We start from the raw sequence: 22,624 nt of genomic DNA on the forward strand, positions 1-22,624 counted from the left end.
CGATCGATCACAGAACGATCTTCCTTTCCTTGGCCAGTTTATCCTTGATCATCTTGAGCATCTTATGCCGGTCGATCCCCTGGCCGCCCACGGCCTTGAGCGTCTGCTCCAAAAGCGCCTCGGCGTCGCGCTCCAGGTCTTCTTCCTGCTTGATGTCCTTGGCGATAGCGGCCTTCATGCCGGCCAGCACGGCGCCGCGTCCCTGTTTCTGCTGCACCAGTTGAGCGCACTCCAGGTCACCCAGCACCTTCTCCGCCAGGCGCGCGATCTGTTCTTCCTTAAGACGCATCTTGCCTCCCATTTATTAAAGGGTTTCGGTTCCGCGCATTGTACGTCAACCGGTCAAAATTGCAACAGTTTTGGGGACTGTATGAGCGGCATTGTCATTAAAGAAAACAAGGTTGATTTCTCATAAGCACGGATCTACAATACAGCCACTAACACGCTCTCTCTGCCGTGCCCGTGAAGGTTATTAACGCCCCTGCGGAATAATTTATTGTACGGGAGCCTGTTTCGACCGTGGTGAGCTGCCCCATTGCGCGGGAATTGCCTAAAGCGGTCTACAGGAGCCCACCTGAATGGGAACTCGCTGTGAGGCCCCCCAACCGAACGACAGGGCGGAGAGAGCTGCACCAAGTAAATTAGGGGATCCGGCGACGGTCCCCTTTTTTTCGTCTTGCGCTCCGGTCACGGCGGATATATAGCAATGGGTGGCTCGCCAATCCCAGCATCCACGGTTCCGGAGGCACGCATGACACCCCATTTCCTCCCCACCCTGGTGAACCCTCCCTTCGGAGACCCCGGCGTCTACGTCGACTTCCAGTTCGCCCGCAGGGCCATCCTCTTCGACCTGGGGGAGATCCACCGACTCGGTCCCCGCAAGATCCTGCGCTTGAGCGACGTCTGCATCTCCCACACCCACATCGACCACTTCATCGGGTTCGACTTGATGCTGCGCATCATGCTGGGACGCGACATGGCGCTACGCCTGTTCGGCCCGCCCGGCATCCTGCTGCAGGTCGAGCACCGGCTCGCCTCCTACAGCTGGAACCTGATCCAGAGTTATCCAACCGAGTTCGTCATCACCGTCACCGAGTTGCATCCCGACGGCAGTGCGCAGCGGGCCCGCTTCAGCTCCCGGCGCGTCTTCGCGAGGGAGGAGGAGCATAGCCTCGTCTTCAAGGACGGCGTGATCCTCGACGAGGAGAACCTGCGCCTGCGCGTCGCCTTCCTGGAGCACAGCATCCCCTGCCTCGCTTATGCTTTCGAGGAGAAGCTGCACGTGAACTTCATGAAAAACCGCCTGGCCGAACTGGGGCTTCCGGTCGGGCCGTGGCTATCGGAAGTGAAGCGTGCCGTCCTGCGCGGCGAGCCGGATGACACCGCGGTGACGGCGGCGCTCCCCGGCCAAACGGAGGGGCGGAGGCTTACCATCGGGGAACTGAGGGAGCAGGTGCTGCAGGTGGTGCAGGGAGAAAAGATCGTCTACGTCACCGACACCGCCTTCACCCCCGACAACCGCCGCCGCATCGTAGAATTGGCGCGCGGCGCCGATTACGTCTTCATCGAGGCCGTGTTCCTGCACGTCGATGCCGAGCGCGCCCGTGAGCGCGCCCATCTCACAGCGCGCCAGGCGGGAGAGCTGGCACGTGAGGCGGGTGCCGCACGGGTGATCCCTTTCCACTTTTCCCCCAGACACCTCGGAGCCGAAGACGAGCTGCGTCGGGAGGTTAGCGAGGCATTTGCCGGCCTGTAACTGTCCCCTTAAAGTATCCCCTCTCCCTCCGGGAGAGGGGACAGGGGAGACAACAAAAAAAGGGGGACCCGGTTGCCGGGTCCCCCTTCGCATCTTTCTTTACTTGGTACTGCGGCCTAGTCGATCCTGAGCGCCACAAAAAGCGAGGCCTCGCCCCTTCTCAGCAGCATCTTCAGGTAGCCGCCCTTCTTCACGCCGGCGATCACCTTGCTGTAATCCTTGACGCTGGCGATGCGGACCCCGTTGATCTCCCTAATCAGGTCTCCCTCGACGATGCCGGCCCTTTCGGCGATGCTGTCGGCCTGCACGTCGGCAACGAGGACGCCTTTCTCCCCCTGCAGCCTCATCTGCTGTGCACGCTCCTGGGTCAGGTCGATGACCTTCAGTCCGAGCCGGTCGCCGGTGACGGCGGCATCCTCATCCTCACCCTCTTTCAGCTTCTCGATGGTCACCTGGAGCGGCACCTGCTTCCCGTCGCGCAGCACCACGAGCTTCACCTTCTTGCCGACCGGGGTGGCTGCGACCCGGCGCGGCAGCTCGCTCATCTCCTTGATGGCATGCCCGTCATACTCGAGGATGATGTCGCCACCCTTGACGCCAGCCTTCTCGGCCGGGCTATCCTTCATCACCTCGGCGACCAGGGCGCCCTGCTCGCTCTCCATGCCGAAAGACTTGGCGAGATCCTGGGTCACCATCTGCACCGAAACGCCGAGCCACCCGCGGGTGACCTTGCCGCTTTCCTTCAACTGCGGCAGGATCTCCTTGGCCATGTTGATGGGGATTGCGAAGCCGATCCCCTGGCCACCAGCCACGATGGCCGTGTTGATGCCGATTACCTCACCGTCGGTGTTGAAGAGCGGACCGCCGGAGTTGCCCGGGTTGATGGAGGCGTCGGTCTGGATGAAGTCATCATAGGGGCCGCTGCCGATCACACGCCCCTGGGCGCTGATGATGCCGGCGGTGACCGTCTGGGAGAGGCCGAAGGGGTTGCCGATGGCCATGACCCAGTCGCCCACCTCCATCTTGTCGCTGTCGCCCAGCGGGGCCACCGGCAGGTGCGCCTTGGCCTCGATCTTGACCAGGGCCAGGTCGAGCTTGTCGTCGCGCCCCTTGATCTCGCCCTTGTACTCGCGGCCGTCGGAGAGCTTCACCTTGATGTCGTCGGCATCCTTCACCACGTGGTTGTTGGTGATGATGTAGCCGTCATCGCTGATGATGAAGCCGGACCCCATGCTCTGCTGCTTGTGAGGTTGCTGGCGCGGGGCCTCGAAGAACTTCTCGAAGTACTCCTGGAAGGGATCGCCGCCCGGATGCTGACGTTTCTTCATGGCGATGGTTTTGGAAGTGCTGATGTTGACTACCGCGGGCTTGAGCTTCTTGGCGAGCTTCGCGAAGTCGGGAGTGAGCGTCGCGGCACCCGCGACGGTGGAGAAAACGGAGGAGAGAAATAAGCTAAACACCAGAAATCTTGCTACGATTGCTGCCTGCATGGCTACCTCCTGGGATTTGAGTACGGTAAAGCTAATACTGCACTTGTACTTTGTCAAGCCTGCCTCAAAAGCCGCTCCCGTAAACAATAAAAAACGGACCTCTGACTGCCGCAATGGCAGGGAGAGGTCCGTTCGGACTGCAAGTGTGGCGCTGGGAGGGCCTACTCTTCTTCTTTGAGGATGTAGCCCACGCCCCTTACGGTGTGGATCAGCTTCTTGTCTGCTTCACGGTCGATCTTCTTACGCAGATAGTTCACGTAGACGTCGATGATGTTGGTGAAGCTGTCGAAGGTGTAATCCCAGACGTGCTCGGCGATCATGGTCCTGGTGAGCACCTGGTGCGGGTTGCGCATGAAGTACTCGAGCAGGCCGTACTCCTTGGCGGTGAGATCGATCTCCTTGTCCTTGCGCCATACCTTGTGGGTAACCGGGTCGAGACGCAGGTCGGCGAAACGAATCTCCGCGCCGCGGTCGAGCTCGCTCCTTCTCATCAGCGCACGGACGCGGGCCAGCAGCTCGGCGAAGGCGAACGGCTTGGTCAGGTAGTCGTCGGAACCGGAGTCCAGACCTGCCACGATATCTTCTACCGAGTCCTTAGCGGTGAGCATCAGGATGGGAGTCACGTTCTTGCGCTCCCTGAGCTCCTTCAGCACGGAAAGGCCGTCCTTTTTCGGGAGCATCCAGTCCAGCACTATCAGATCGAACGGCTTCTCCAGCGCAAGCTTGAGGCCCTCTTCGCCGTCTGCCGCCGTATGGACTTCGTACTGCTCCTCTTCGAGGCCGCGCTTGATGAAGCTGGCAACCTTCTTCTCGTCTTCAACCACCAAGATTCTCATGTTGATTCCCTCTCTTTGAATTTATGTCGACCTCTAATCGTGCCTGATATCACCATGAAGCCTGCTCAGAATCTCGGCGGCAGACTCCTCAACCGATTTATTGGTTACGTCGATAACCAGCCAGGCGGGGTGGGCTCGGTAAAAGCGCCGGCAGTAGGCAAGTTCCTCTTCAACCTGCCTGTAGTCGGCGTAACTGCCGCGCGGGCTCTGCCTTAAATTCCTGAGCCGCGCGCAACGGATATCGACCAGTCGCTGCGTGTCGATAATGAGGCCTACCACCCGTTCCGGTTCAACCTCCTCCAACTCGGGGGGAGGATCGATTCCCTGGATGATGGGCACGTTCGCCACCTTGTACCCCTTATGGGCGAGGTACATGGAAAGTGGCGTCTTCGAGGAGCGGGACACGCCGATCAGGACGATGTCCGCCTTGTGCAGGTTGCGCGGTTCCTGGCCGTCGTCCTGCTTCACCGTAAAATCAACCGCCTCCATGCGGCGGTAATACTCGGAGTTCATCTCATACTGCAGGCCGGGAAGCTTCTGCGGCCTCATCTCCAGGAACTCGGCCAGCTTGAAGAGAAGCGGGGTGATCAGGTCCACCGCATCCAGCTGCCTCGCCTCGCACTCGTTCCTGACGAACTGCGCCAACTCCGTGTTGACCAGGGTGTAAAAGATGATGCCAGGGAACCGGTCGACTTCGTCCAGGGCCTTCAGGATGTCTTCCCGGTTCCTGATCTGCCCGACCCGGCGCAGGCGGACATCCACGTCCTTGAACTGGGTCAGTGCGGCCCGCGCCACCCGCTCGACCGTCTCGCCAGTTGCATCAGAAAGTAAATAAACGTGGTACATCCGTTGTCACCCGAAAACTGCTGTTCTACCAAGACTTTACCGGCATTCCCGTCAAACTCATTAGATATATACCATGTTTTTTCATTTTAGGCAAAACTAAAATTTAATGGGAAAAGCTTCTGCAAATTCTTATCGGCACAAGCGGGAAAAATTTTAATTATAATTACGCCCTAGTTTTTTTGGATGTCAAGGTTTTCATTGCCATTCCCTTTATTTCTCTGCTAGTTTAATGCGGTAATTCGCAACCCCCAAAGGAGACGCAAACTCATTATGATTACAGACTGGGCGGAAATCGCCTGTGACGTCCCGGCCGAGATGGTCGACACATTAGCGGATTTTTTAGTCGAACTGACCGGCAACGGCGTCGGTGTTGACAACCTGCACCTGGACACCTTTTCCCTGGACACCCTGGAAGACACCAGCATCAAGACGGTGAAGGGGTATCTCCCCCTGGACGATTCCCTTGAGGACATGCGCATCAAGGTAGAGCAGTTCCTGGCCCAGCACGGGCCGGACTTCCCCGGCTTCGTCTACACCCCTCCCGTGGTCACCATCATCAAGAACGAGGACTGGGCCAACAACTGGAAGGTGCACTTCAAGCCGGTGCGGATCGGCAAGCGCCTGGTGATCAAGCCTACCTGGGAGGAGTACCAGCCGGTCGAGGGGGACCTGGTCATCCAGATCGATCCCGGCATGGCCTTCGGCACCGGCGCCCACCCCACCACGAAGATGTGCCTGGAGTCACTGGAGCGGATTGCCTTTGCCGCAGAAGAAGGGAAGCTCCCGAACCCGGTCCTCGACGTCGGCACCGGTTCCGGCGTGCTCAGCATCGCCGCTGCCCTTCTGGGCGCCACCGAGATCACCGCGGTCGACATCGATCCGGAAGCGGTCCGGGTTACACAGGAAAACCTCGAACTCAACGGCGTCGACGGAGTGGTCAAGGCCTCCACCACCGATCTCTCCCAGCTTCCCGGCGGCTACGCCGTCGTAGTGGCCAACATCCTCGCCGAGGAACTGGTGCGCCTCTCCGATCAGCTCACCTCTCGCGTCGCCCCCGGCGGCCGGCTGATCCTCTCCGGCATCCTCACCGAAAAAGAGGAATTCGTCCGTGCCGGCTTCCCCGCCCTGGAGCTGGTGGAAAACCCGCGGGAGCTGGAGTGGTCCTGCCTCACCCTGAGGAAACCGCTCTAGCATGCGCAGCTTCTTTCTCGGCGACAACCCGGTCAGCGACGGGGAAGCCACCATAACCGGCGAACTGTACCGGCACATGGCGCGCGTGCTGCGACTGAAAGAGGGGGCCGAGGTCGAGCTGGTGGACGCCGACGGCAGGCGCCACAGCGGCGGCGTCGTCGAGGTGGGCGCCAAGAGCCTCACCGTCCGCATCGAGACCACCTCCGCCGCGCCCGAGCAGGAGCCGGGGCTGCGGATAACCCTCTACCAGGGGCTGCCCAAGGGGGACAAGCTCGACCTCATCTTGCAAAAATGCACCGAGCTGGGGATAACCGAGGTGGTAACCTTCGACGCCGCGCGCTCCATCGTCAAGCTGCGCGGCGAGAAGACGGCGGGCAAACTGGCGCGTTTCGAGAAGATCGTGCAGGAGGCCGCCCGTCAGTGCGGGCGAAACTCCGCGCCCAGGGTCGCCATTGGCGGGAGCATGAAGGAAGTGCTCGGCGATGCGCGACACACGGTGAAGCTTCTTTTGTGGGAAGGGGAAGAGAAAACGACGTTGCGGGAGTGTCTGGAACGGTACGAGGCGCCAGAGAGCGTGGCGGTTGTGGTCGGCCCGGAAGGGGGACTAAGCGCGGAAGAGGTTGCGGCCGCCCTCGCCTGCGGCTTCACCCCGGTGACACTGGGGAAGCGGATCCTGCGCACCGAGACGGCGGGACTGGCCCTTGTTTCGATCCTACAGTTCCACTGGGGAGACCTGGGGTGACGGCTGCGGCCCACCTTTATCTTTAGATGCGACCTTTAGGGGGACTGGCACCAGGCGGAGCCAGTCCCCTTTCATTTAGGCATCTAACTGAGCGCGACGATGAGTGCCGCTATCGAAACCAGCAGCGAAATTCCCGCCACCGCCATGAGCAGCTTCTCGCGGGCCAGCACCACCTTGAGCGTCTTGATGGTGAGCTGCAGGTGCCCGGAGGTCTCCAGGAGCGCCTTCTCCAGTTTCCGGTTCTCCTCTTCCAGTTGATGCAGCCTCGCCTCCATGCCGCTCGGCGACCCTGGTCCCATAAACCTTCCCTTGGCGCGGTTGGCCATGTCCACCACCACCGGAAGGTTTTCCATCAACCTCCCCCAAGGGATCCTGGTCGCCGCAATCTTGGCTATACTCCAGACGCTCATGGCTCCTCCTTTTATTGCAATCAGTAAATTGCTGTAGTCCCTGCCCAGCTCCGAAACCTTGCCGCTTACCCCGACACGAGCTCGACGAACCGGCGCGCGAAGAGCGGTCCCTTGGCCTCATCCTCGTGCTTGAAGAAGACGAAGGCTTCGCTCCACCCCCTCCCGCGCACCAACTCAGCCCACTTGTCGAGCTCCTCCACCTGGTAATCCGGCCGTCTCAGCCGCAGGTACCCCCAGGTCGCCGTAGCGACGGGAGGAATCTCCGGCTCTCCCTCGATGTCCGCGATGCAGAGGGCGGCATCGTTTCTGTGCAGCAGCGCGAAGACCTCGTCGTCCAGCCAGGAGCGGTGGCGAAACTGCAGGGCCACGCGGCGCCCCGGCGGGATCAGGGCCAGGAAATCGTGCAGCAGCGGGACATCCTTCTTGAGGCTTGGCGGAAGCTGGAACAGCACCGCACCCAGTTGCCTTCCCATCACCCCGGCGACATCGAAGAAGTACGACACCGAATCCGAGACGTCCCGCAGCCGGTTCACGTGGGTGATGCGTTGCGGCGCCTTGAGCACGAACCTGAAGGTCTCCGGTACCTCGTCGCGCCACCCCGCCAGCATCGAATCCTTGGGCATGCGGTGAAAGGTGTTGTTGATTTCCACGCTGTTGAACTGCCCGCCGTAATAGCGCAACATCTCCCGGGCCGGCAGGTCGCCCGGGTAGAAGATCCCTTTCCACTCCGCGTAGGAATAACCGCTGGTACCTATATACAGGAGCATGGCTCGCCCCTCCAACCGTGCCTCACTTCGGCCACAGCTTCATGTTATACAACAGGGGGGCGGCTGCACAAGGCATTCTAATGGAAATCCCGCCGCCCCTGCGCTCATAGGACGAAAAAAGGCGGGCTCCTCATAAGGAACCCGCCCGTCGGTCAGTCATGTCTGTATTTTCAGGAGATCAGCGAGGCCAGCTCGTCGCCGAAGGCCTCGCGCTGCCAGCGTTTCAGCAGGGCGTTCTGCGAGGAGCCCGGCTCGGCCAGCGCCTCCAGCAGCGTGTTGTTGGCGACCAGTCCCACGCCAAGGCCAAGCTGCGCCGATTTCGCCTCACGCCAGATCTTCAGCCGCTTCACCTTCTCGTCCTGGAGCCGGTCCAGCACCGGGCGGCGGTTCGCCTGCACCTGCGGCAGCTTGTCCTGCGGCGCGGCGAGGCCGTTGGCGATGGCCTGCAACAGGCCGCGTCCGAGCCTCTCGATCAGCTTGGACGACATGGTGTGAATGCCCACCAGCTCGAAGTTGCTTCTGGGCTGCTTCTCGGCGAGCTCCCGCAACAGGTCGTTACTGAGGATCCGGAAGGGGGGGACGTCGGCGATGCGGGCCTTCTCGTCCCGGAACTTCAAGAGCTCCTCGAGGACGGCCAGTTCGCGCGCCTTCATCTTGTTGGCCCCCTTGAAGCGAAGGCACATGAGCTCCCCTTCGCGCGACGGCGATCTCACCCCGGCCACCAGCTCGGACTCTTCCTCGACCCAGGCCAGGCGCCCCTTGGCCACCAGCTCCGCCTCGAGCTGACGGTACAACTCGATCAGCAGGGACGTGTCCTTCATGGCGTACTCCAGCATCTCCTGAGAGAAGGGACGCTTGCTCCAGTCCGCCTTCTGGTAGCGCTTGTCCAGCTCGACACCGAAACGCTTCTTCAAAAGGGCCGCCAGGCCGAACTCGCTTTCGCCCAGGAACTGGCTGGCGATCATGGTGTCGAAGAGGTTCACCACCTCGATGCCGAAATCGCGGTGCAGCGAGCGCATGTCGTAGTCCGCGCCATGGAAGATCTTCTTGATGGCGGGGTTGGCGAAAATGGGAGCCAGTGCGCGCACGTCGATCGGTGCCAGCGGATCGATCAGGCGGGTCTCCGACGGGGAGGAAACCTGGATCAGGCAAACCTTCTCCGTATAGTGATGCAGCGAGTCCGCCTCCAGGTCGAAGGCAAGAACCGACTCCTTAGAGAGCCGCTCTACGAGTTCATCCAGGGTCTTTTGATCGGTGACGAGATGTGCCGCTGCGGGATTTGTTGCTTTATTTTTGTTCTGCAAATGGTTCCGTCCGTTTCTGCATCTATATATGCTTGCAAGATATGTGGCCTTGGCGACCTGCGGTGGTCGCGACGAAATGCGCCAGCCGGGAAGATTACAACCTTTTCACTTTGTGCACAAGTCCAGATCCGCTTTCCCCGAAAAAAATCGTGCTCCAGCGGTTAGCACCCCGGGCCGATCTCGATCAGCGCCTGGATGGTGCGCTCCATCTCCTCTTTGGTGCCGATGGTGATGCGCAGACCGTGACGCAGCTTGGGGTCGGTGAAGTGCCGCACCAGGATCTTGCGATCGTAAAGCCCCTGGTAGACGCGGGTGCCGTCCCGGTCGGGGGGGGTGGCGAAGACATAGTTGCCGCTGGAGGGGATGACATGGTAGCCGATCTTCTCGAGCTCGGCGGTGAACCAGGCACGGGTCTCCTTGATCTTCGCCACGCAGTCCAGGAAATAGGCCTGGTCGTGCAGCGCCGCGGTGGCGGCCGCCTGCGCCAGCCGATCGAGGTTGTAGTGGTCGCGGATCTTGTTCAGGGCGGCGATCACCTCGGGGCGCGCGATGGCGAGACCGAGCCTCATCCCTGCCAGGGAGTAGCTCTTGGAGAAAGTGCGGGTGACCACCACGTTGTCGAAGGAGCGGACCAGTTCCAGCGAGTTTTCTTCCGCGAAGTCGACGTAGGCCTCGTCCACCACCAGCATCCCGGAAATGCGCCCGGCCAGATCGGCGATGTAGTTCTGGCTGTAGGTGAAGCCAAGCGGAGCATTCGGGTTGGTAAGGAAGAGGAGCTTGCCGTCGTAGCGCTCCGGCATCCCTTCCGGCTGAAACTCCTCGGTCAGGCCGAAGGTGCGGACCTTGGCCCCCTGAACCTCGGCCAGCGTGCCGTAGTATGAGTACGAGGGATGGATGTACGCGATCTCCTCCCCCTCGCCCGCGAAGGCGCGGATCAGGTTGTTGAGCACCTCGTCCGAGCCGTTGGCCATGATGATCCAGGAGGGATCGAAGCCGTACAACCTCCCAGCTTCTTCGCGCGCCAGGCGACTCGCGGCGTCCGGGTAGCGGCGCAGTCCCTCGCCGACTTCCTTGGCGATCGCCTCGGTCACATGCGGGGAAGGTGGATAGGGGTTCTCGTTGGTGTTCAGCTTGATGTAGGAGGCGATGTCTTCGGGCTGGAAGCCGGGGACATAGCCGGCCATCTCTGCGATGTTGTGCCGCAGGGCGATCATGACAACTCCTTTGCTGGCGGTTTCGATCTGTGACTATAACCGGAATTCACTAAGAAAGTCAAAGGGCGAGCCTCATGAGGCCCCACCCGAAGCACTGGCCGGGGCTAATACCGTTCCAGTTCCCGGTAAAGGGTGGTGCGGCGGACCGGAGTGAAGCCGGCGCCCTTGATGAGCTCGATCATCTGCTGCTGGGACATCCGGAAGCGGCAGCCGGCCGCGGCCACCACGTTTTCCTCCAGCATGGTCCCCCCGACGTCGTTCGCGCCGAAGAAGAGCGCCACCTGGGCCATCTTCGCCCCTTGGGTCACCCAACTCGCCTGGATATTCGGAATATTCCTGAGCACGATGCGGGAAAGCGCCAGCACCTTGAGGTATTCCACCCCGCTCGCGGTCTCTCCCCCCAGCTCGGTGTTGCCGGGCTGGTAGGTCCAGGGGATGAAAGCGGTGAAGCTTCCCCCCTGCGCCTGCAGCTCGCGCACGCGGAACAGGTGCTCGACAACGTCTTCGATGCGCTCCTTGCTGCCGAACATCATGGTCGCGGTGGTCGGCATGCCAAGCTTTGCCGCCTCGCGCATGACGGTGGCCCACCCCTGCCAGCCGATCTTCTTGGGCGATATTTCGGCACGGACGCTGTCCACCAGGATCTCGGCCCCACCGCCGGGCACGGAGTCAAGCCCCGCCTCCTTCAGGCGCTTCAAGGTCTCGGGAATGGAGAGCCCCGAGAGCTTCGCGGTATGGGTGATCTCGGCCGGCGAAAGGGAGTGGTTTTGAACACCCGGGAAGCGGCGCTTGATCTCCCGGAACAGGGCCTCGAAGTACGCGATGTCCAGCGACGGGTGCAGCCCCCCCTGCATCAGGAGCTGCGTCCCCCCCTGGTCCACCAGCTCCTGGATCTTGGCCATGATCGTTTCATTGGCCAGGAGATAGGCGTCGGCGGCATCGGGGGTCCGGTAGAACGCGCAGAACTTGCACTGGGACTCGCAGACGTTGGTGTAGTTTACGTTGCGGTCGACCACGAAGCTGACGCAACCGTCGGGGTGCATGCTGCGACGGATGGAGTCGGCGATGCGACCTACGACGAGGAGATCGCCCTCGGTCAGGCACCACAGTGCCTCGTCGAAGGTGATGTCGGCGCCGGCGGCGACTTTTTCGGTGATGGTGTTGAGCATGGCGGTGGACCTGCGGCTTTCTTTGGCTAAAGGGCAACGGGGTGGTGGACCCGGTGGACTTGGTGGACCCGGTGGACGGGCAAAATTTATACCGGATTAGCGGACTATCTTCCGCCACCTGCCAACTCCCCCCTTTGCGAAGGGTGTATAGACCGGAGTCAAGGGTGACAGTCGTTCGGAGACATGGGTGACACTTTTTTCTCACCAATCCGGATCTCCCGGAGCTTGTGGTGGCAGTAGTAAATCAAAAATGTTCCGTCCTGATCCGTGGGGCGAAAAGCAACCGGTTCCCCTCGTAACGCCCTGGAGACCCTGAACACTTGGCCTTTGAAGAAGACGATCCCTTTGTCCTGCACTTTTCGGACGTGATCACCGGGCGCATACTCGATTCGCGGTGGCACCTCTGGGTACATCCGTGCACTTGGCTGATAGCGGGTAACTGGCGGCTTTTGCCCTAATGACTCATGTGGCCGCTTTGAGTTGTACAAGACTCTAAACTCGTCAAAAGCTTGTTGGCATTGAGCTAAATCGTCGAAATTTTTACCAGCTATTGCTTCTACAAGCAGGGTGCGGTGAAACCGCTCGTCTTTACCCTGGGTCTGAGGGTGGTATGGCCGTGAATGACTCACACCTACTCCGAGCCGGATTAACCAGGCTGTCAGCACAGTGAGTTGGTATTCTCCGTCGTCTCCCCAGGGACTGCCATTATCCATGGTCATTCGGTCTGGCAATCCGTAGTTTCGAAAGGCGGCAACAAGAGCATTCTTTACGCTAGCAGTTGTCTCGTCGCCACAAGCTTGGAGCACCAGGTTGTAGCGAGAGTGGTCATCTAGGACCGTCAACGGGTGACAGCGGCCCTGACGGGTTAGAAAATGGCCTTTGAAGTCCATCTGCCACAGAGCATTCGGGTGGGGATGCTCAAAACGAATAAAAGCCCTGTGCTTTGCGGACTCTGCCGGGGCTAACTGACCGTTACGGCGTAAGATCTCAGTAATCGTGGAAGCTGCAGGGAACACTTGTTTCCCGTCTGCTTCCAGACAAGCCTTGATCTTACGGCCACCCCAAGCCGGGTGCTCTTTTCTAAGCGCAAGGATTGCACTCTCGACGGAGACATCAGTCTGTACAGGACTGTTATGGGGGCGTCGAGAGCAGTCGTAAAGGCCAGCATCTCCATGCTCCTTATACCGACGAATCCACTTATAGCCTTTGTCGCGGCTGATGTTGAACTGCCGACAAAGCTGCGAAATATTGCTGCCGTCTTGAATCGCTAACATCACGAACTCTGTCCTGAGGGTCATGGTCGTCACCTCTTGCCAAGGCATGCCCACCTCCAAAGAGGGAAGTAATTTCTTGGCAATAAGTGTCACCCATGTCTCCGAACATGTGTAACCTATGTCTCCGGTCTATACAAAGGGGGGCCGGGGGGGATTTGCCTCTCCTCAACCAAAAGCAAATCCCCCTAAATCCCCCTGCGCAAAGGGGGACTTTTACAGGCGGAAGCTCGTCACTTAGTAAACCCGGAGCTCGCGATAGAGGGTGTCGCGCTCGACGGGAATACGGCCCGCCTTGCGGATCATGGCGACGATGGAGTCGCGGCTCATGGCCTGCGGTGTGTCGGCGCCGGCTTCATGACCGATGCGCTCCTCGACCACGGTGCCGTCCAGATCGTTCACGCCGAAGCAGAGCGAAACCTGGGCGATCTTCTCCCCCAGCATGACCCAGTAGGCCTTGACGTTGGCGAAGTTGTCGAGATAGATGCGGCCGACGGCGAGGGTACGCAGGTCGTCGACACCGCTGGTGCCGCTGCCGCCGATCTTCAGCTGGGAATGCTCGGGCTGGAAGGCAAGCGGGATGAAAACCTGGAACCCGCCGGTCTTGTCCTGCAGCTCCCGCAGCTGGCGCATGTGATCGACCCGGTCCTCGACGCTCTCCAGGTGACCATAGAGCATGGTGGCGTTGGATTTGAGCCCGGCGTTGTGCACCTGCTCCATGATGGCGAGCCATTCCGCGCCACTGATCTTCTCCGGGCAGAGCTGGTTGCGGATCTCCGGGGCGAAGATCTCGGCGCCCCCTCCCGGCAGGGAGCCCAGACCTGCTTCCTTGAGCTTTTCCAGGGTCTGCGGGATGGAGAGCTTGGCGAGGTCCGCCAAATAGGCGATCTCCACGGCGGTGAAGGCCTTCACGTGCAAATCCGGGGAGACCGACTTCACGGTAGCCAGCAGTTCAAGGTAGAACTCGAAAGGGAGATCCGGGTGCAGGCCGCCAACCACGTGGATCTCGGTGGCACCCTGCTGGAGCGCCTCCTCGGCGCGGCCGCGCACCTCGTCCAACGACATCAGGTAGGCGCCGGCCTCGCCGGGCCTGCGGAAGAAGGCACAGAAACGGCAGCGGTTTACACAGATGTTGGTGTGGTTGATGTGACGGTTGACGTTGAAGAAGACCTTGCGGCCGTTGCGCCGCTCGTTCACCGCCTGGGCCAGTTCGCCCAGCTCGAGGAGGTTCGGGTGCCGGAACAGCAGGAGCGCTTCGGCCTCGTCGATGCGCGCGCCGGAGAGGACTTTCTCTGCTATGGCTGCAAATGTCATTGTAAGGTTTTTTCCTTTCTTGTCAGACCGGTCGGACGGGTCTGACGTCGGACAGTCGGACCGCTGGGTTCGGTTTACTCACCGCCCCAGCGGCGGAACAGGGTGTGCTCCACCTGCACGCTGTCCAGCACCTTGCCGACCACAAAGTCCACCAGGTCCTCCATGCTCTGCGGCTGGTGGTAAAAGCCGGGCATTGCCGGCACAATCCTCACCCCCAGCCGGGACAGCTTCAGCATGTGCTCCAGGTGGATGGCGTTCAACGGGGTCTCGCGCGGCACCAGCACCAGGGGGCGCGCCTCCTTGAGCATCACGTCGGCGGCACGTTCCAGAAGGTTGCCGGCGTTGCCGCAGCTGATGCGGGACAGGGTCCCCATGGAGCAGGGAACCACCAGCATGGCGTCAGGTGCCGACGACCCGCTGGCGATGGGCGCAAAAAGATCGTCGCAGGCGTAGTAGCGAAGCTCGCCACCCTTACAGGCTCCCCCCTTTGCGAAGGGGGGCCGGGGGGGATTTGCCTCTCCCCCCACCCGCTGCCGCAGTTGCTCCTGCACCACCTGCGCCGCGCCGCCCCATTCCAGGCCGCACTCCTCGCGCAGCACGGCAAAACCGGCCTCGGTGATCAGCGCGCTGACGCGCGCCCCCGAACGGAGCAGTTCCTCGATCAACCTGAGCGCGTAGATGCTTCCGGAGGCCCCGGTTATGGCGACTACGAAATGACGCTGCTTCACACCGCCCCCGCGCTCAGGGTATCCAGCAGGGTGGCGAAGAAGAGGGTCACGCTGATGTACCCGTTCATGTTGAAGAAGGCGGCGTCCAGGGCGTCGAGGTTGCCGCCGCGCAACAGGTGATGCTCGTACAGAAGCATCCCGCAGGTGGCGACCAGGCCGGCCAGGAAGAAGGAGCCCAGCCCGAGGTAAAGGTACAGCCCCAGCAGGAACAGACAGGAAACGACGTGGAAGATGCGCGAGGTCCAGAGCGAACCGGTGACGCCAAGCTTTGCCGGAATGGAGTGCAGGCCGCTTTGCCGGTCGAAGTCCATGTCCTGCAGCGCGTAGAGGATGTCGAAACCGGCAACCCAGAATAATACCGCGAAGGCCAGCAGGAAGGCGGGCAGATCGGCGCTGCCGCGGATGGCGATCCAGGCGCCCAGCGGAGCTCCCGCCAGGCAGATCCCCAGCACCACGTGCGCCAGGGCCGTGAAACGCTTGCAGTAGGAGTAAAGGAGGATGAAGCCGAGCGCCACCGGCGACAGGTAGAGGCAGAGCGGGTTCAGCATCTTCGCCGCGAACAGCATGAGCAGCACGGAAAGGATAATGAAAAAGATCACCGAACCGCGCCCGAGCAAGCCCGCGGGGATGGCACGCCCGGCGGTGCGCGGGTTGCGGCCGTCGATGTCGGCGTCGATCACCCGGTTGAGGCCCATGGCCGCGGTACGCGCCCCCACCATGGCCAGCACGATCCACCCCGCCTGGGCCAGCGAGGGAAGTCCCTTCGCGGCCAGCAGTGCACCGGTGAAGGCGAAGGGAAGCGCGAAAATGGTGTGGCTGAACTTTATCATCTCCAGGAATACCTTGATCCTGGCGTAAATCGTCATCTCGACTCCTGCCTGACAGCTCATGAGTTCCTTTCCCGCCCTTGGCTCAGAGAAAGCCGTATTCCCGCCATCTCCGCTCTACCAGGGCGCTGACCGATGCATCCTGTTGCAACAATTCCGACGGCTCCCCACCCTCTTCCGGGAGTTTGCGCGTCGCATCGACCCCGAGGCAACCATCCTGCGTCGCCACCAGGTCGGCAGGGAAACGGACCGCGTTCAACGCCTGCCAGAATCCCTGCGCCAGTGTGAGATCTCCCTCGGACCGATCGACGACCACCAGGAGCTTCCCCCGTTTGAGCCACCCCTCGCTGCGCAGTTGCTCCAGCACCCGCCGTCCCTGCCCGGGCGCCGTCTTCTCTATGGAGATGACGGCACAGCCGTGAAAGATCCCCTCCACCGGCATGACCAGGTCGGCGATCTCCGGGCACTGCCGGCGCAGCAGCGGCAGCAGCAGCCGCTCGGCGGCCTTGGCGAGGTAGCAGTCCTCCATCGGCGGGGGGCCGACCACGGTCGCGGGGCAGATGGGATCGTGCCTGCGGGTTACGCCGGTGACACGCACCAGCGGCACCTCTTCGCCGGGGTCGTAGCTCCCGGTGTGGTTGCCGAAAGCACCCTCGCGGCGGGTGATGCCGGGTTCGATCACCCCCTCGACGACCAGCTCCGCATCGGCCGGCACCTGCAACTCCGACTCGAGGCAGGGAACCATGGCCAACGGGGTGCCGTGCAGGTGGCCTGCGAAGGAGACCTCATCGAGCGGTTCCGGTAAAGGGAGCATCGCGGCCAGCGTCAGTGCGGGGGCGGCGCCGACGGCGATCGCCACCGGCATCGGCAATCCCGCCGCCTGGTACTTGCGGTGATGTTCGAAGCCGCCGCTGCCTCGCTTCCAGCGGATACCGACACAGCCGTCTTCGAAGATCCGGACCCGGTACATGCCGCAGTTGCCGACACCGTTTTCGGGATCCCGGGTGAACACCAGGGGGAGCGTTATGAAGCGTCCGCCATCACCCGGCCAACTCTTCAGGAAGGGGTATCGCCCCAGGTCCGGACGCCGCTCGACCACCTCCTGGCAGGGGGCCCGGCGCACGAGGGTCGACGCCGGCGCACTCTCGGGCGCAGCAAGCAGCTGTTCCATCTTGCCCGTCAGCAGGGAAAGGTGTTCGACCTGGAGCGCAAGCGCCATGCGGGAAGGGGAGCCGAAGAGGTTGGTTGCCACGGGGTAGGGACTTCCCTTGACGTTGTGGAAGAGAAGGGCCTTGCCGCCACCGGGGAGCTTGCTCTGCCGGTCGGTGATGCAGGCGATTTCCAGTTCGGCATCCACCTCCGCATCCACCCGATGCAGCTCACCTGCGGCGTCCAGCACGGCGAGAAAGTCCCGTAAGTCCCTGATGGCCATGCACACTCCGCAAATACCTTGAAGGGAAAGTTTTTAACACTTCCACCAGGCGATGACAACGTTTTTCTTCCCCCGTCCCGCTCGGCCGGCTGGGTAGCCCCCTCTGCCGGCAAAGCAGTCCCGGCACCATAGCGTTCATGAAGCAGCCTCTCCCCTTGCCTCGACTATCCGGCAGTCCAAGTTCGGTACAGCAGGCAGCGAAGCTGCGCAAACCCTGAACAGCAACTTTTTGAAAACCGGCCGCAAAATCCCTGCAGTTCAAAAGAATTAACGCCGATAAGTGAAGCACATAGGACGGGATTCTCACATTAAATGTTTCTGGCACCTTGTGTGTAACAGAGGTAGCAACACGTAACAGGGGGCTTCCATGAACGCTGACAAAACAACAGACATCGACCAGTGCAAAGCTGGCTTCGTTGCCAGAACCGGGATCTTGGCCCTGGCGCTGTCGATCGCCCTTCTTGCCGGCTGCGGGGGGGGTGGCGGAGGGACGACCCCGACCGGCATCAACACGACCCCCGAGGGCGCAAACAACTCCTACACGGTCACCAGTGACGGCTACGGACTTGAGAACGCCACCTACCTCTCCTCAAGCCTCTCCAACCTCGGTATCGTGTTCCGCGCCGCCATTGCCTCCAGCCTTAACGATCCGGCCTACAAAACCGTCTCCCGCATCGACATCGCTCCCGGCGCCGCCATCACGGCCCAGACGACCTACGCCCTGGGTAACGCCGGCGGGGCCCCGTCTTTCCCCGGCAACCTCTACTTCCTGAACGGTCATACGTCGACCCTTCTGCGTACCGTCGGCGGCACCATAAGCTTCAGCCGGTACGGCGGCAACTCCGGCGACCGTATCAGCGGGTCCTACAACGCCGTGGTCGAAGACGACAACGACCCGGCCAAGCCGACCTACACCGTAGCAGCCAGCTTCGATTTCGTGGTCGACAGCTACGGCGCCGTGCTCCCGGCGCCCGGTTCGTTGGCCCTGGCCGCGCAGCCGACCTACCAGTCCCACTGCGCCTCCTGCCACGCACTCGGGGGGTATGACCCCAGCGCCTCCGGTGCCCCGGATCTTGCCCTCAAGGGGGGCTATGTCCCGGCCCGGTACGCAGCAGGGGTCGCCGGCCACCAGGGAGTCACCCTTACCGCCGACGAGATCTCCGCGCTCAAGGTGCTGCTCAACACCAACTGATTCGCCGCCAAGGGGGCCGGCATCTCGCCGGCTCCCACTCCGTTTCGCCTTCCGACACCGCAGCCTCTCCGCCCCCAGCTGCCCACCTCGCTGTTCCCGCCGTGCCATCCCGTCACCGTTGCTGCCCGCCATCTGTGGAGCCGCGCCAGGAGCCCATCCTGAGGCACGGCATCGAAAAGGTAACGGCACCCTCTGCCTTTTCAAACGACTTCATTCTCATTGGAAAAAAAACTTTATGTTTTTCACGCTTTTTGGTATTGTTGCACCGATTTGTAAACAATTATGCTGGCGACAGTGTAATCCGGTCTGAGAACAACTGCGTAACCACCATAAATCATTAACTTAAAAGAGTACTTCCAGGAGCACCTATGATCTGAGCCTAACCCGCCCCATACCTCACTCCGATAAGGGCAAACCCGGAGCAATCCGGCGACGCAAAGCCACGGGTCCACTTTCAACAAGGGGACAGCCGGGCTACCGAAGAGCATCCGGAGTCAGGCCCGCGGGAGGATAACGTCTTCCCTGCGGCAGAGATGCCCGTCTCCATGTACATGAAGACGGGCATTTTTGTATCCAATCCACCAGACAGCGCAAATACCCGTATAAGCAGGACTTATTACATAACAAGAAGAAACTAACATTCCGTCAACCAGAGCAGCAAACGCACAAAAAGGAGAAGTAAAAATGCGAACAAACAAGAAGTTAGCTACCGCAGCCGTCGCCCTCGTCCTGGCAGCAATGCCCTTTACCGCCTGGGCACAACCCAAAGTCACCATCACCATGAAAGCAGAGAAAGAGGTGAGCGTAACGGCTAAGGGAAAACAGGTGAAGAAGCGCGTGGCCGCCAAGGGCGTGCAACCGGGTGAAGAGATCATCTACACCCTCAGCTACCACAACTCCGGCAACGAGACCGCCAGGGATGTCGTAATCAGCGACCCGATCCCCGCCGGCACCTCCTACATCCCGGGCAGTGCCAGTGAAACCGGCGACCTCAGCTTCTCCATCGACAAGGGCAAGACGTTCAAGAAACCGACCCTGCTGACCTACGAACTGAAGGGAAACACCGGGAAGATGGAGAAAAAAGTGGCATCCCCGGATGAATACACCGACGTGCGCTGGACTATCCCGCAGGTGCCGGCCGGCAGCACGGGATCGGTCAATTTCAAGGTAAAGGTAAAGTAACTCCGGGACTCAACGCAGATTAAGAAGTGCGATCACAAATAAGACCTATCTGAAAAGGAGTGCCTATGCCCCAAAACTGAATGCCTGCAGTAACAGCAGTTCTTTAATTTTTATTTGAAATGACGCATCACACAAAGGAGATCCTATGAAACGCATTCTTTTGACTGCCTTGGCAATCGGCGCCATGGCAGCAGCCGGCGTTCCTGCAACCGCCATGGCAAGCACCACCGCCGGTACCACCATTCTCAACGTCGTGACGGTGGATTACACCGACGCGACCAAGACCAACTCGTTCAGCGCCGCATTCTCCACGTCGGTCACCGTCAACCTGGTCAAGGCCGGCCTGAACATCACCACCGCCCCCAGTACCGCCAACTACACTCCGGCTTTCAGCTGCGCAAACACCGGCAGCTACGCCTCCGGCGGCACCTTCAGCGCCGTCTACGCCATGACCGCAACGGCCAACGGCCAGGACACCTACAAGCTCAGCATCGAGCAGGCTTCGCACAATGCGAGCTCCAGCAGCGCGACCTACACCATCCTGAAAGCGGACGGCACCGTCCAGGCTGCAGCCACTACCGCCAGCGACCTCGTGCTGAACAGCGCCATCGTGGTCGGCACCTCCGGCACCGACACCCTCCTCTTCCCGGGCGGCTCCCTGAAGACCGCTGCTGAAGGCGGCTTCACCGCCGGCGATATCGTGGTCGTCGATTACGGCGCAACCAAAACCGCCTATCTCGTCAAGAACGTCACCCTCGGCCACGCCGCCGGTTACACCGTGAACGGCGCCGTCGCCAGTTCCACCACCGGCAACAAGACCGACGAGCAGCGCGACCAGGTCCAGGTTGAAGCCTTCGCCAACGTGGGCGGCATCGGTAACGGCGGCACTGCTCCGGCCTTCAACACCACGGCTCCCGCAATCGGCACCGTGGTCGGCGAGATGGCCATCGTGAAGATCGATGTCACTGCGGTGTCCAACGCCAAGGACCTCGACGCCAGCGTTGACTACAAGCTCACCGTCACCGACAGCTCCAGCAACAACGCCCAATACGTCGGCAGCGCGACCAACAGCCCGGCCAACACCTGCCCCGCCGGCTACTTCCTGGCCACCAAACTGGAGATCCTGAAGCAGGTACGGAACTTCACCGACAACGGCAGCTTCGCCGCCACCGCCACCAGCGACCCGGGCAAGGTCCTCGAGTACCTGGTCACCGTGACCAACAACGGCGGCCAGGCGAACTCCGCCGCGGTCATCGACAACATCCCCACCTACACCAAGCTGGTCACCTTCACAGACACCTACGGCGGAACCGTATCCACCGACGGGACCGGTTACTTCGCGCAGCTCTCCGACGGCGTGAACACGGTCAACCTCACCGTCGACGCAAGCGGTGAAGTCGCGGCCCAGCCCGCCTCCCCCGCTCCGACCGTCGGCTTCGGTAAGGCAGCCGCCGTCACGGCGGGCGCAGCACTCAACTTCTACCTCGGTCATGGCTCCAACGCCTCGGCAGGTGGCACCGTGCCTTCGTGCAGCGACAGCACCAAGAACACCCAGGCCCTTTGCCCGCCGCTGCAGTGGAACCGCACCTACACGATCAAATACCGCGTGAAGGTGGACTAACCCGACCCGGCCTACCGGCGCCGGCAACGGTGCCGGTGGGCCCGCCCAGGAGGTAGAAACAGATGAGAGCTGCAATGAAATCGCTGCTGGCGCTCGCGCTGGCCGCTGCGGCGGTGTTGTGCGCGCAGGCTTCCTTTGCCAGCACAGCCGCCAATACCGCCATCGTGAACAGGGCGGTGCTTTCCTACAACGGCGGCCTGACCGCCGAGAGCTCGGTCACCGTCAAGGTCGACCTGGTGCCTGCACTGCCGAACGTGACCATCACCACCGGCGTGGCCGCCTACCAGGGCCCCGACACCCCGGGCATCTCCGACACCGTCACCGTGACCTCGTCCGCCAACGGCCCGGCCACCTACGCAGTCACCCCTTCCGTCACCGGTTCGAGCAACACCACCGGCGCGAGCGTCACCGGCGGCACCAGCGTGGTCCTCGGTGCCACCATCACCGCGGGCACCGGCAGCACCACATCGATCGTAGTTCCGGCCCCGATCGGCGGCGCCATCAGCGCCGACTCCGAGGTGAACGGCATCGCGGTGAACGACATCATCGTCTTCACCGTGAACAGCCACACTTACACGCCCAAGGTCACTTCGACCCAGTACAACGCAGGCAGCAACACCTTCACCATCAACTGGGCCAACACCGAGGCCATTCCCGCGGGCGACATCCTCGGGGCCGGCGTCCAGGTGGGCGAGCGCCAGCAGGTGAACCTCACCGCGAAGCCGGGAACCATCAGCACCCTCGGCCTGGACATCACCACGACCGTCAAGGCCGATGTAACCGCGCCCGGATTCCCGACCAACTCCGCCACCACGGCGCCGGCCAACAAGTGGACCTCCACGCCGCCGACCATCACGTTCCAGAAGTACTCCCGCAACGTGACCGCTCCGGTGGCAGGAACCGGCACCGCGCACTACAACACCTCCGTCGAAGGTAATACCGGCGCGGGTTCGCTCCCCTATTACACCGGAGGGGTCACCGGCAAACCCGGCGACACCATCGAGTACGTGATCGAGGCTTCCAACAGCGGCGCCAGCACCTTCGACCTCACCTCGTGCGCCATTTCGGACTACGTGCCGACCACCTACGTCACCGATCCGCAGGCCGCCTACACCGGTTCCAGGCAGATCTTCTACATCGACACCAACGGCGTCACCTCGACCATGACGGCCGGGGCGGCCGGTGTGTACCAGGCAAGCTACGTGGCAGGAAACTCCCCGAACCTCGTGGTGAACGTCGGGGTCAACGCCAACGCCACCACCCCCGGGACCATCCCGATCGGCAAAGGGGTCACCGTAGCCTACCAGGTGAAGATCAAGTAGGGAGACACAC

At 61.6% G+C, this 22,624-nt stretch carries 21 protein-coding genes, 1 other RNA gene and 1 riboswitch; of the genes, 8 read left to right on the plus strand and 14 right to left on the minus strand.

Features of this window, described 5'->3' with window-relative positions:
* Nucleotides 1-7: 7 nt before the first annotated feature.
* Nucleotides 8-289 (minus strand): DUF507 family protein, encoded by a 282-nt coding sequence (locus tag KP004_RS21355; protein ID WP_216799765.1) that lies wholly within the window; start codon nt 287-289, stop codon nt 8-10.
* Between the two features lie 156 nt (nt 290-445).
* Between KP004_RS21355 and ssrS the strand changes: the two genes are divergently transcribed.
* Both ssrS and KP004_RS17870 read left to right on the plus strand, forming a co-directional pair.
* A non-coding RNA gene (gene ssrS / locus KP004_RS17865) (6S RNA) lies at nt 446-628 on the plus strand.
* Nucleotides 629-751: 123 nt separating this feature from the next.
* On the plus strand, nt 752-1,756 hold the full coding sequence (locus KP004_RS17870; RefSeq protein ID WP_216799766.1) for a ribonuclease Z: 1,005 nt from the start codon (nt 752-754) through the stop codon (nt 1,754-1,756).
* Nucleotides 1,757-1,872: 116 nt separating this feature from the next.
* Here the strand turns inward: KP004_RS17870 and KP004_RS17875 are convergent, their stop codons facing one another.
* The 3 genes from KP004_RS17875 to KP004_RS17885 form a co-directional block, all read right to left on the minus strand.
* Nucleotides 1,873-3,246, minus strand: coding sequence for a DegQ family serine endoprotease (locus tag KP004_RS17875; RefSeq protein ID WP_216799767.1), 1,374 nt, complete (start codon nt 3,244-3,246; stop codon nt 1,873-1,875).
* A 161-nt stretch (nt 3,247-3,407) separates the two neighbouring features.
* Nucleotides 3,408-4,082 carry a response regulator transcription factor gene (locus tag KP004_RS17880; protein ID WP_183344735.1) on the minus strand — a complete coding sequence of 225 codons (675 nt, stop codon included), beginning with the start codon at nt 4,080-4,082 and terminating at the stop codon, nt 3,408-3,410.
* A 33-nt stretch (nt 4,083-4,115) separates the two neighbouring features.
* Nucleotides 4,116-4,928, minus strand: coding sequence for a pyruvate, water dikinase regulatory protein (locus KP004_RS17885; protein WP_216799768.1), 813 nt, complete (start codon nt 4,926-4,928; stop codon nt 4,116-4,118).
* 270 nt (nt 4,929-5,198) lie between these two features.
* Between KP004_RS17885 and prmA the strand changes: the two genes are divergently transcribed.
* A complete protein-coding gene (gene prmA / locus KP004_RS17890) occupies nt 5,199-6,119 on the plus strand; it encodes a 50S ribosomal protein L11 methyltransferase (protein ID WP_216799769.1) in 921 nt (306 codons plus the stop codon).
* Between the two features lies 1 nt (nt 6,120).
* Nucleotides 6,121-6,861, plus strand: coding sequence for a 16S rRNA (uracil(1498)-N(3))-methyltransferase (locus KP004_RS17895; protein ID WP_216799770.1), 741 nt, complete (start codon nt 6,121-6,123; stop codon nt 6,859-6,861).
* 83 nt (nt 6,862-6,944) lie between these two features.
* Here the strand turns inward: KP004_RS17895 and KP004_RS17900 are convergent, their stop codons facing one another.
* From KP004_RS17900 to KP004_RS17945, 10 genes are all read right to left on the minus strand, one after another.
* Nucleotides 6,945-7,271 (minus strand): hypothetical protein, encoded by a 327-nt coding sequence (locus tag KP004_RS17900; protein WP_216799771.1) that lies wholly within the window; start codon nt 7,269-7,271, stop codon nt 6,945-6,947.
* A gap of 65 nt (nt 7,272-7,336) precedes the next feature.
* Entirely contained in the window at nt 7,337-8,038 is a 702-nt protein-coding gene (locus KP004_RS17905; protein ID WP_216799772.1) for a DUF72 domain-containing protein, read from the minus strand.
* A gap of 170 nt (nt 8,039-8,208) precedes the next feature.
* The gene (locus KP004_RS17910) at nt 8,209-9,342 is read right to left on the minus strand and encodes a ribonuclease D (RefSeq protein ID WP_216799773.1); all 1,134 of its coding nucleotides are present in this window, start codon (nt 9,340-9,342) and stop codon (nt 8,209-8,211) included.
* A gap of 161 nt (nt 9,343-9,503) precedes the next feature.
* Nucleotides 9,504-10,556 carry a histidinol-phosphate transaminase gene (gene hisC, locus KP004_RS17915; RefSeq protein WP_216799774.1) on the minus strand — a complete coding sequence of 351 codons (1,053 nt, stop codon included), beginning with the start codon at nt 10,554-10,556 and terminating at the stop codon, nt 9,504-9,506.
* 104 nt (nt 10,557-10,660) lie between these two features.
* The gene (mqnC, locus tag KP004_RS17920) at nt 10,661-11,725 is read right to left on the minus strand and encodes a cyclic dehypoxanthinyl futalosine synthase (protein ID WP_216799775.1); all 1,065 of its coding nucleotides are present in this window, start codon (nt 11,723-11,725) and stop codon (nt 10,661-10,663) included.
* 158 nt (nt 11,726-11,883) lie between these two features.
* Nucleotides 11,884-13,047: an IS481 family transposase gene (locus KP004_RS17925; protein WP_216802350.1), complete on the minus strand. Its 1,164-nt coding sequence runs from the start codon at nt 13,045-13,047 to the stop codon at nt 11,884-11,886.
* 186 nt (nt 13,048-13,233) lie between these two features.
* Nucleotides 13,234-14,310: an aminofutalosine synthase MqnE gene (gene mqnE / locus KP004_RS17930; RefSeq protein ID WP_216799776.1), complete on the minus strand. Its 1,077-nt coding sequence runs from the start codon at nt 14,308-14,310 to the stop codon at nt 13,234-13,236.
* Between the two features lie 74 nt (nt 14,311-14,384).
* Nucleotides 14,385-15,038 (minus strand): UbiX family flavin prenyltransferase, encoded by a 654-nt coding sequence (locus tag KP004_RS17935; RefSeq protein ID WP_216799777.1) that lies wholly within the window; start codon nt 15,036-15,038, stop codon nt 14,385-14,387.
* Nucleotides 15,035-15,904, minus strand: a complete 870-nt coding sequence (locus tag KP004_RS17940) for a 4-hydroxybenzoate octaprenyltransferase (protein WP_216799778.1) — start codon at nt 15,902-15,904, stop codon at nt 15,035-15,037. The genes KP004_RS17935 and KP004_RS17940 overlap by 4 nt, the downstream gene beginning before the upstream one ends.
* 46 nt (nt 15,905-15,950) lie before the next feature.
* Nucleotides 15,951-17,297, minus strand: a complete 1,347-nt coding sequence (locus KP004_RS17945; RefSeq protein ID WP_216799779.1) for a UbiD family decarboxylase — start codon at nt 17,295-17,297, stop codon at nt 15,951-15,953.
* A gap of 367 nt (nt 17,298-17,664) precedes the next feature.
* Here KP004_RS17945 and KP004_RS17950 point away from each other — a divergent pair, with 367 nt between their 5' ends.
* From KP004_RS17950 to KP004_RS17965, 4 genes are all read left to right on the plus strand, one after another.
* Nucleotides 17,665-18,489, plus strand: a complete 825-nt coding sequence (locus tag KP004_RS17950) for a hypothetical protein (protein ID WP_216799780.1) — start codon at nt 17,665-17,667, stop codon at nt 18,487-18,489.
* A 399-nt stretch (nt 18,490-18,888) separates the two neighbouring features.
* Nucleotides 18,889-18,971, plus strand: a riboswitch (cyclic di-GMP riboswitch).
* A 202-nt stretch (nt 18,972-19,173) separates the two neighbouring features.
* Nucleotides 19,174-19,671: a DUF11 domain-containing protein gene (locus KP004_RS17955; protein ID WP_216799781.1), complete on the plus strand. Its 498-nt coding sequence runs from the start codon at nt 19,174-19,176 to the stop codon at nt 19,669-19,671.
* Nucleotides 19,672-19,816: 145 nt separating this feature from the next.
* The gene (locus KP004_RS17960; RefSeq protein WP_216799782.1) at nt 19,817-21,292 is read left to right on the plus strand and encodes a hypothetical protein; all 1,476 of its coding nucleotides are present in this window, start codon (nt 19,817-19,819) and stop codon (nt 21,290-21,292) included.
* Nucleotides 21,293-21,354: 62 nt separating this feature from the next.
* Nucleotides 21,355-22,614, plus strand: coding sequence for a hypothetical protein (locus KP004_RS17965; RefSeq protein WP_216799783.1), 1,260 nt, complete (start codon nt 21,355-21,357; stop codon nt 22,612-22,614).
* Nucleotides 22,615-22,624: the final 10 nt, after the last annotated feature.

This window comes from Geomonas oryzisoli (assembly GCF_018986915.1).
GTDB classification, from domain to species: Bacteria; Desulfobacterota; Desulfuromonadia; order Geobacterales; family Geobacteraceae; genus Geomonas; species Geomonas oryzisoli.

Bases quoted from the DNA above. Each gene is read 5' to 3' on its own strand.
- KP004_RS21355 (WP_216799765.1), bottom strand. From the start codon at position 289: ATGCGTCTTAAGGAAGAACAGATCGCGCGCCTGGCGGAGAAGGTGCTG.
- KP004_RS17870 (WP_216799766.1), top strand. From the start codon at position 752: ATGACACCCCATTTCCTCCCCACCCTGGTGAACCCTCCCTTCGGAGAC.
- KP004_RS17875 (WP_216799767.1), bottom strand. From the start codon at position 3,246: ATGCAGGCAGCAATCGTAGCAAGATTTCTGGTGTTTAGCTTATTTCTC.
- KP004_RS17880 (WP_183344735.1), bottom strand. From the start codon at position 4,082: ATGAGAATCTTGGTGGTTGAAGACGAGAAGAAGGTTGCCAGCTTCATC.
- KP004_RS17885 (WP_216799768.1), bottom strand. From the start codon at position 4,928: ATGTACCACGTTTATTTACTTTCTGATGCAACTGGCGAGACGGTCGAG.
- prmA (WP_216799769.1), top strand. From the start codon at position 5,199: ATGATTACAGACTGGGCGGAAATCGCCTGTGACGTCCCGGCCGAGATG.
- KP004_RS17895 (WP_216799770.1), top strand. From the start codon at position 6,121: ATGCGCAGCTTCTTTCTCGGCGACAACCCGGTCAGCGACGGGGAAGCC.
- KP004_RS17900 (WP_216799771.1), bottom strand. From the start codon at position 7,271: ATGAGCGTCTGGAGTATAGCCAAGATTGCGGCGACCAGGATCCCTTGG.
- KP004_RS17905 (WP_216799772.1), bottom strand. From the start codon at position 8,038: ATGCTCCTGTATATAGGTACCAGCGGTTATTCCTACGCGGAGTGGAAA.
- hisC (WP_216799774.1), bottom strand. From the start codon at position 10,556: ATGATCGCCCTGCGGCACAACATCGCAGAGATGGCCGGCTATGTCCCC.
- mqnC (WP_216799775.1), bottom strand. From the start codon at position 11,725: ATGCTCAACACCATCACCGAAAAAGTCGCCGCCGGCGCCGACATCACC.
- KP004_RS17925 (WP_216802350.1), bottom strand. From the start codon at position 13,047: ATGCCTTGGCAAGAGGTGACGACCATGACCCTCAGGACAGAGTTCGTG.
- mqnE (WP_216799776.1), bottom strand. From the start codon at position 14,310: ATGACATTTGCAGCCATAGCAGAGAAAGTCCTCTCCGGCGCGCGCATC.
- KP004_RS17940 (WP_216799778.1), bottom strand. From the start codon at position 15,904: ATGACGATTTACGCCAGGATCAAGGTATTCCTGGAGATGATAAAGTTC.
- KP004_RS17945 (WP_216799779.1), bottom strand. From the start codon at position 17,297: ATGGCCATCAGGGACTTACGGGACTTTCTCGCCGTGCTGGACGCCGCA.
- KP004_RS17950 (WP_216799780.1), top strand. From the start codon at position 17,665: ATGAACGCTGACAAAACAACAGACATCGACCAGTGCAAAGCTGGCTTC.
- KP004_RS17955 (WP_216799781.1), top strand. From the start codon at position 19,174: ATGCGAACAAACAAGAAGTTAGCTACCGCAGCCGTCGCCCTCGTCCTG.
- KP004_RS17960 (WP_216799782.1), top strand. From the start codon at position 19,817: ATGAAACGCATTCTTTTGACTGCCTTGGCAATCGGCGCCATGGCAGCA.
- KP004_RS17965 (WP_216799783.1), top strand. From the start codon at position 21,355: ATGAGAGCTGCAATGAAATCGCTGCTGGCGCTCGCGCTGGCCGCTGCG.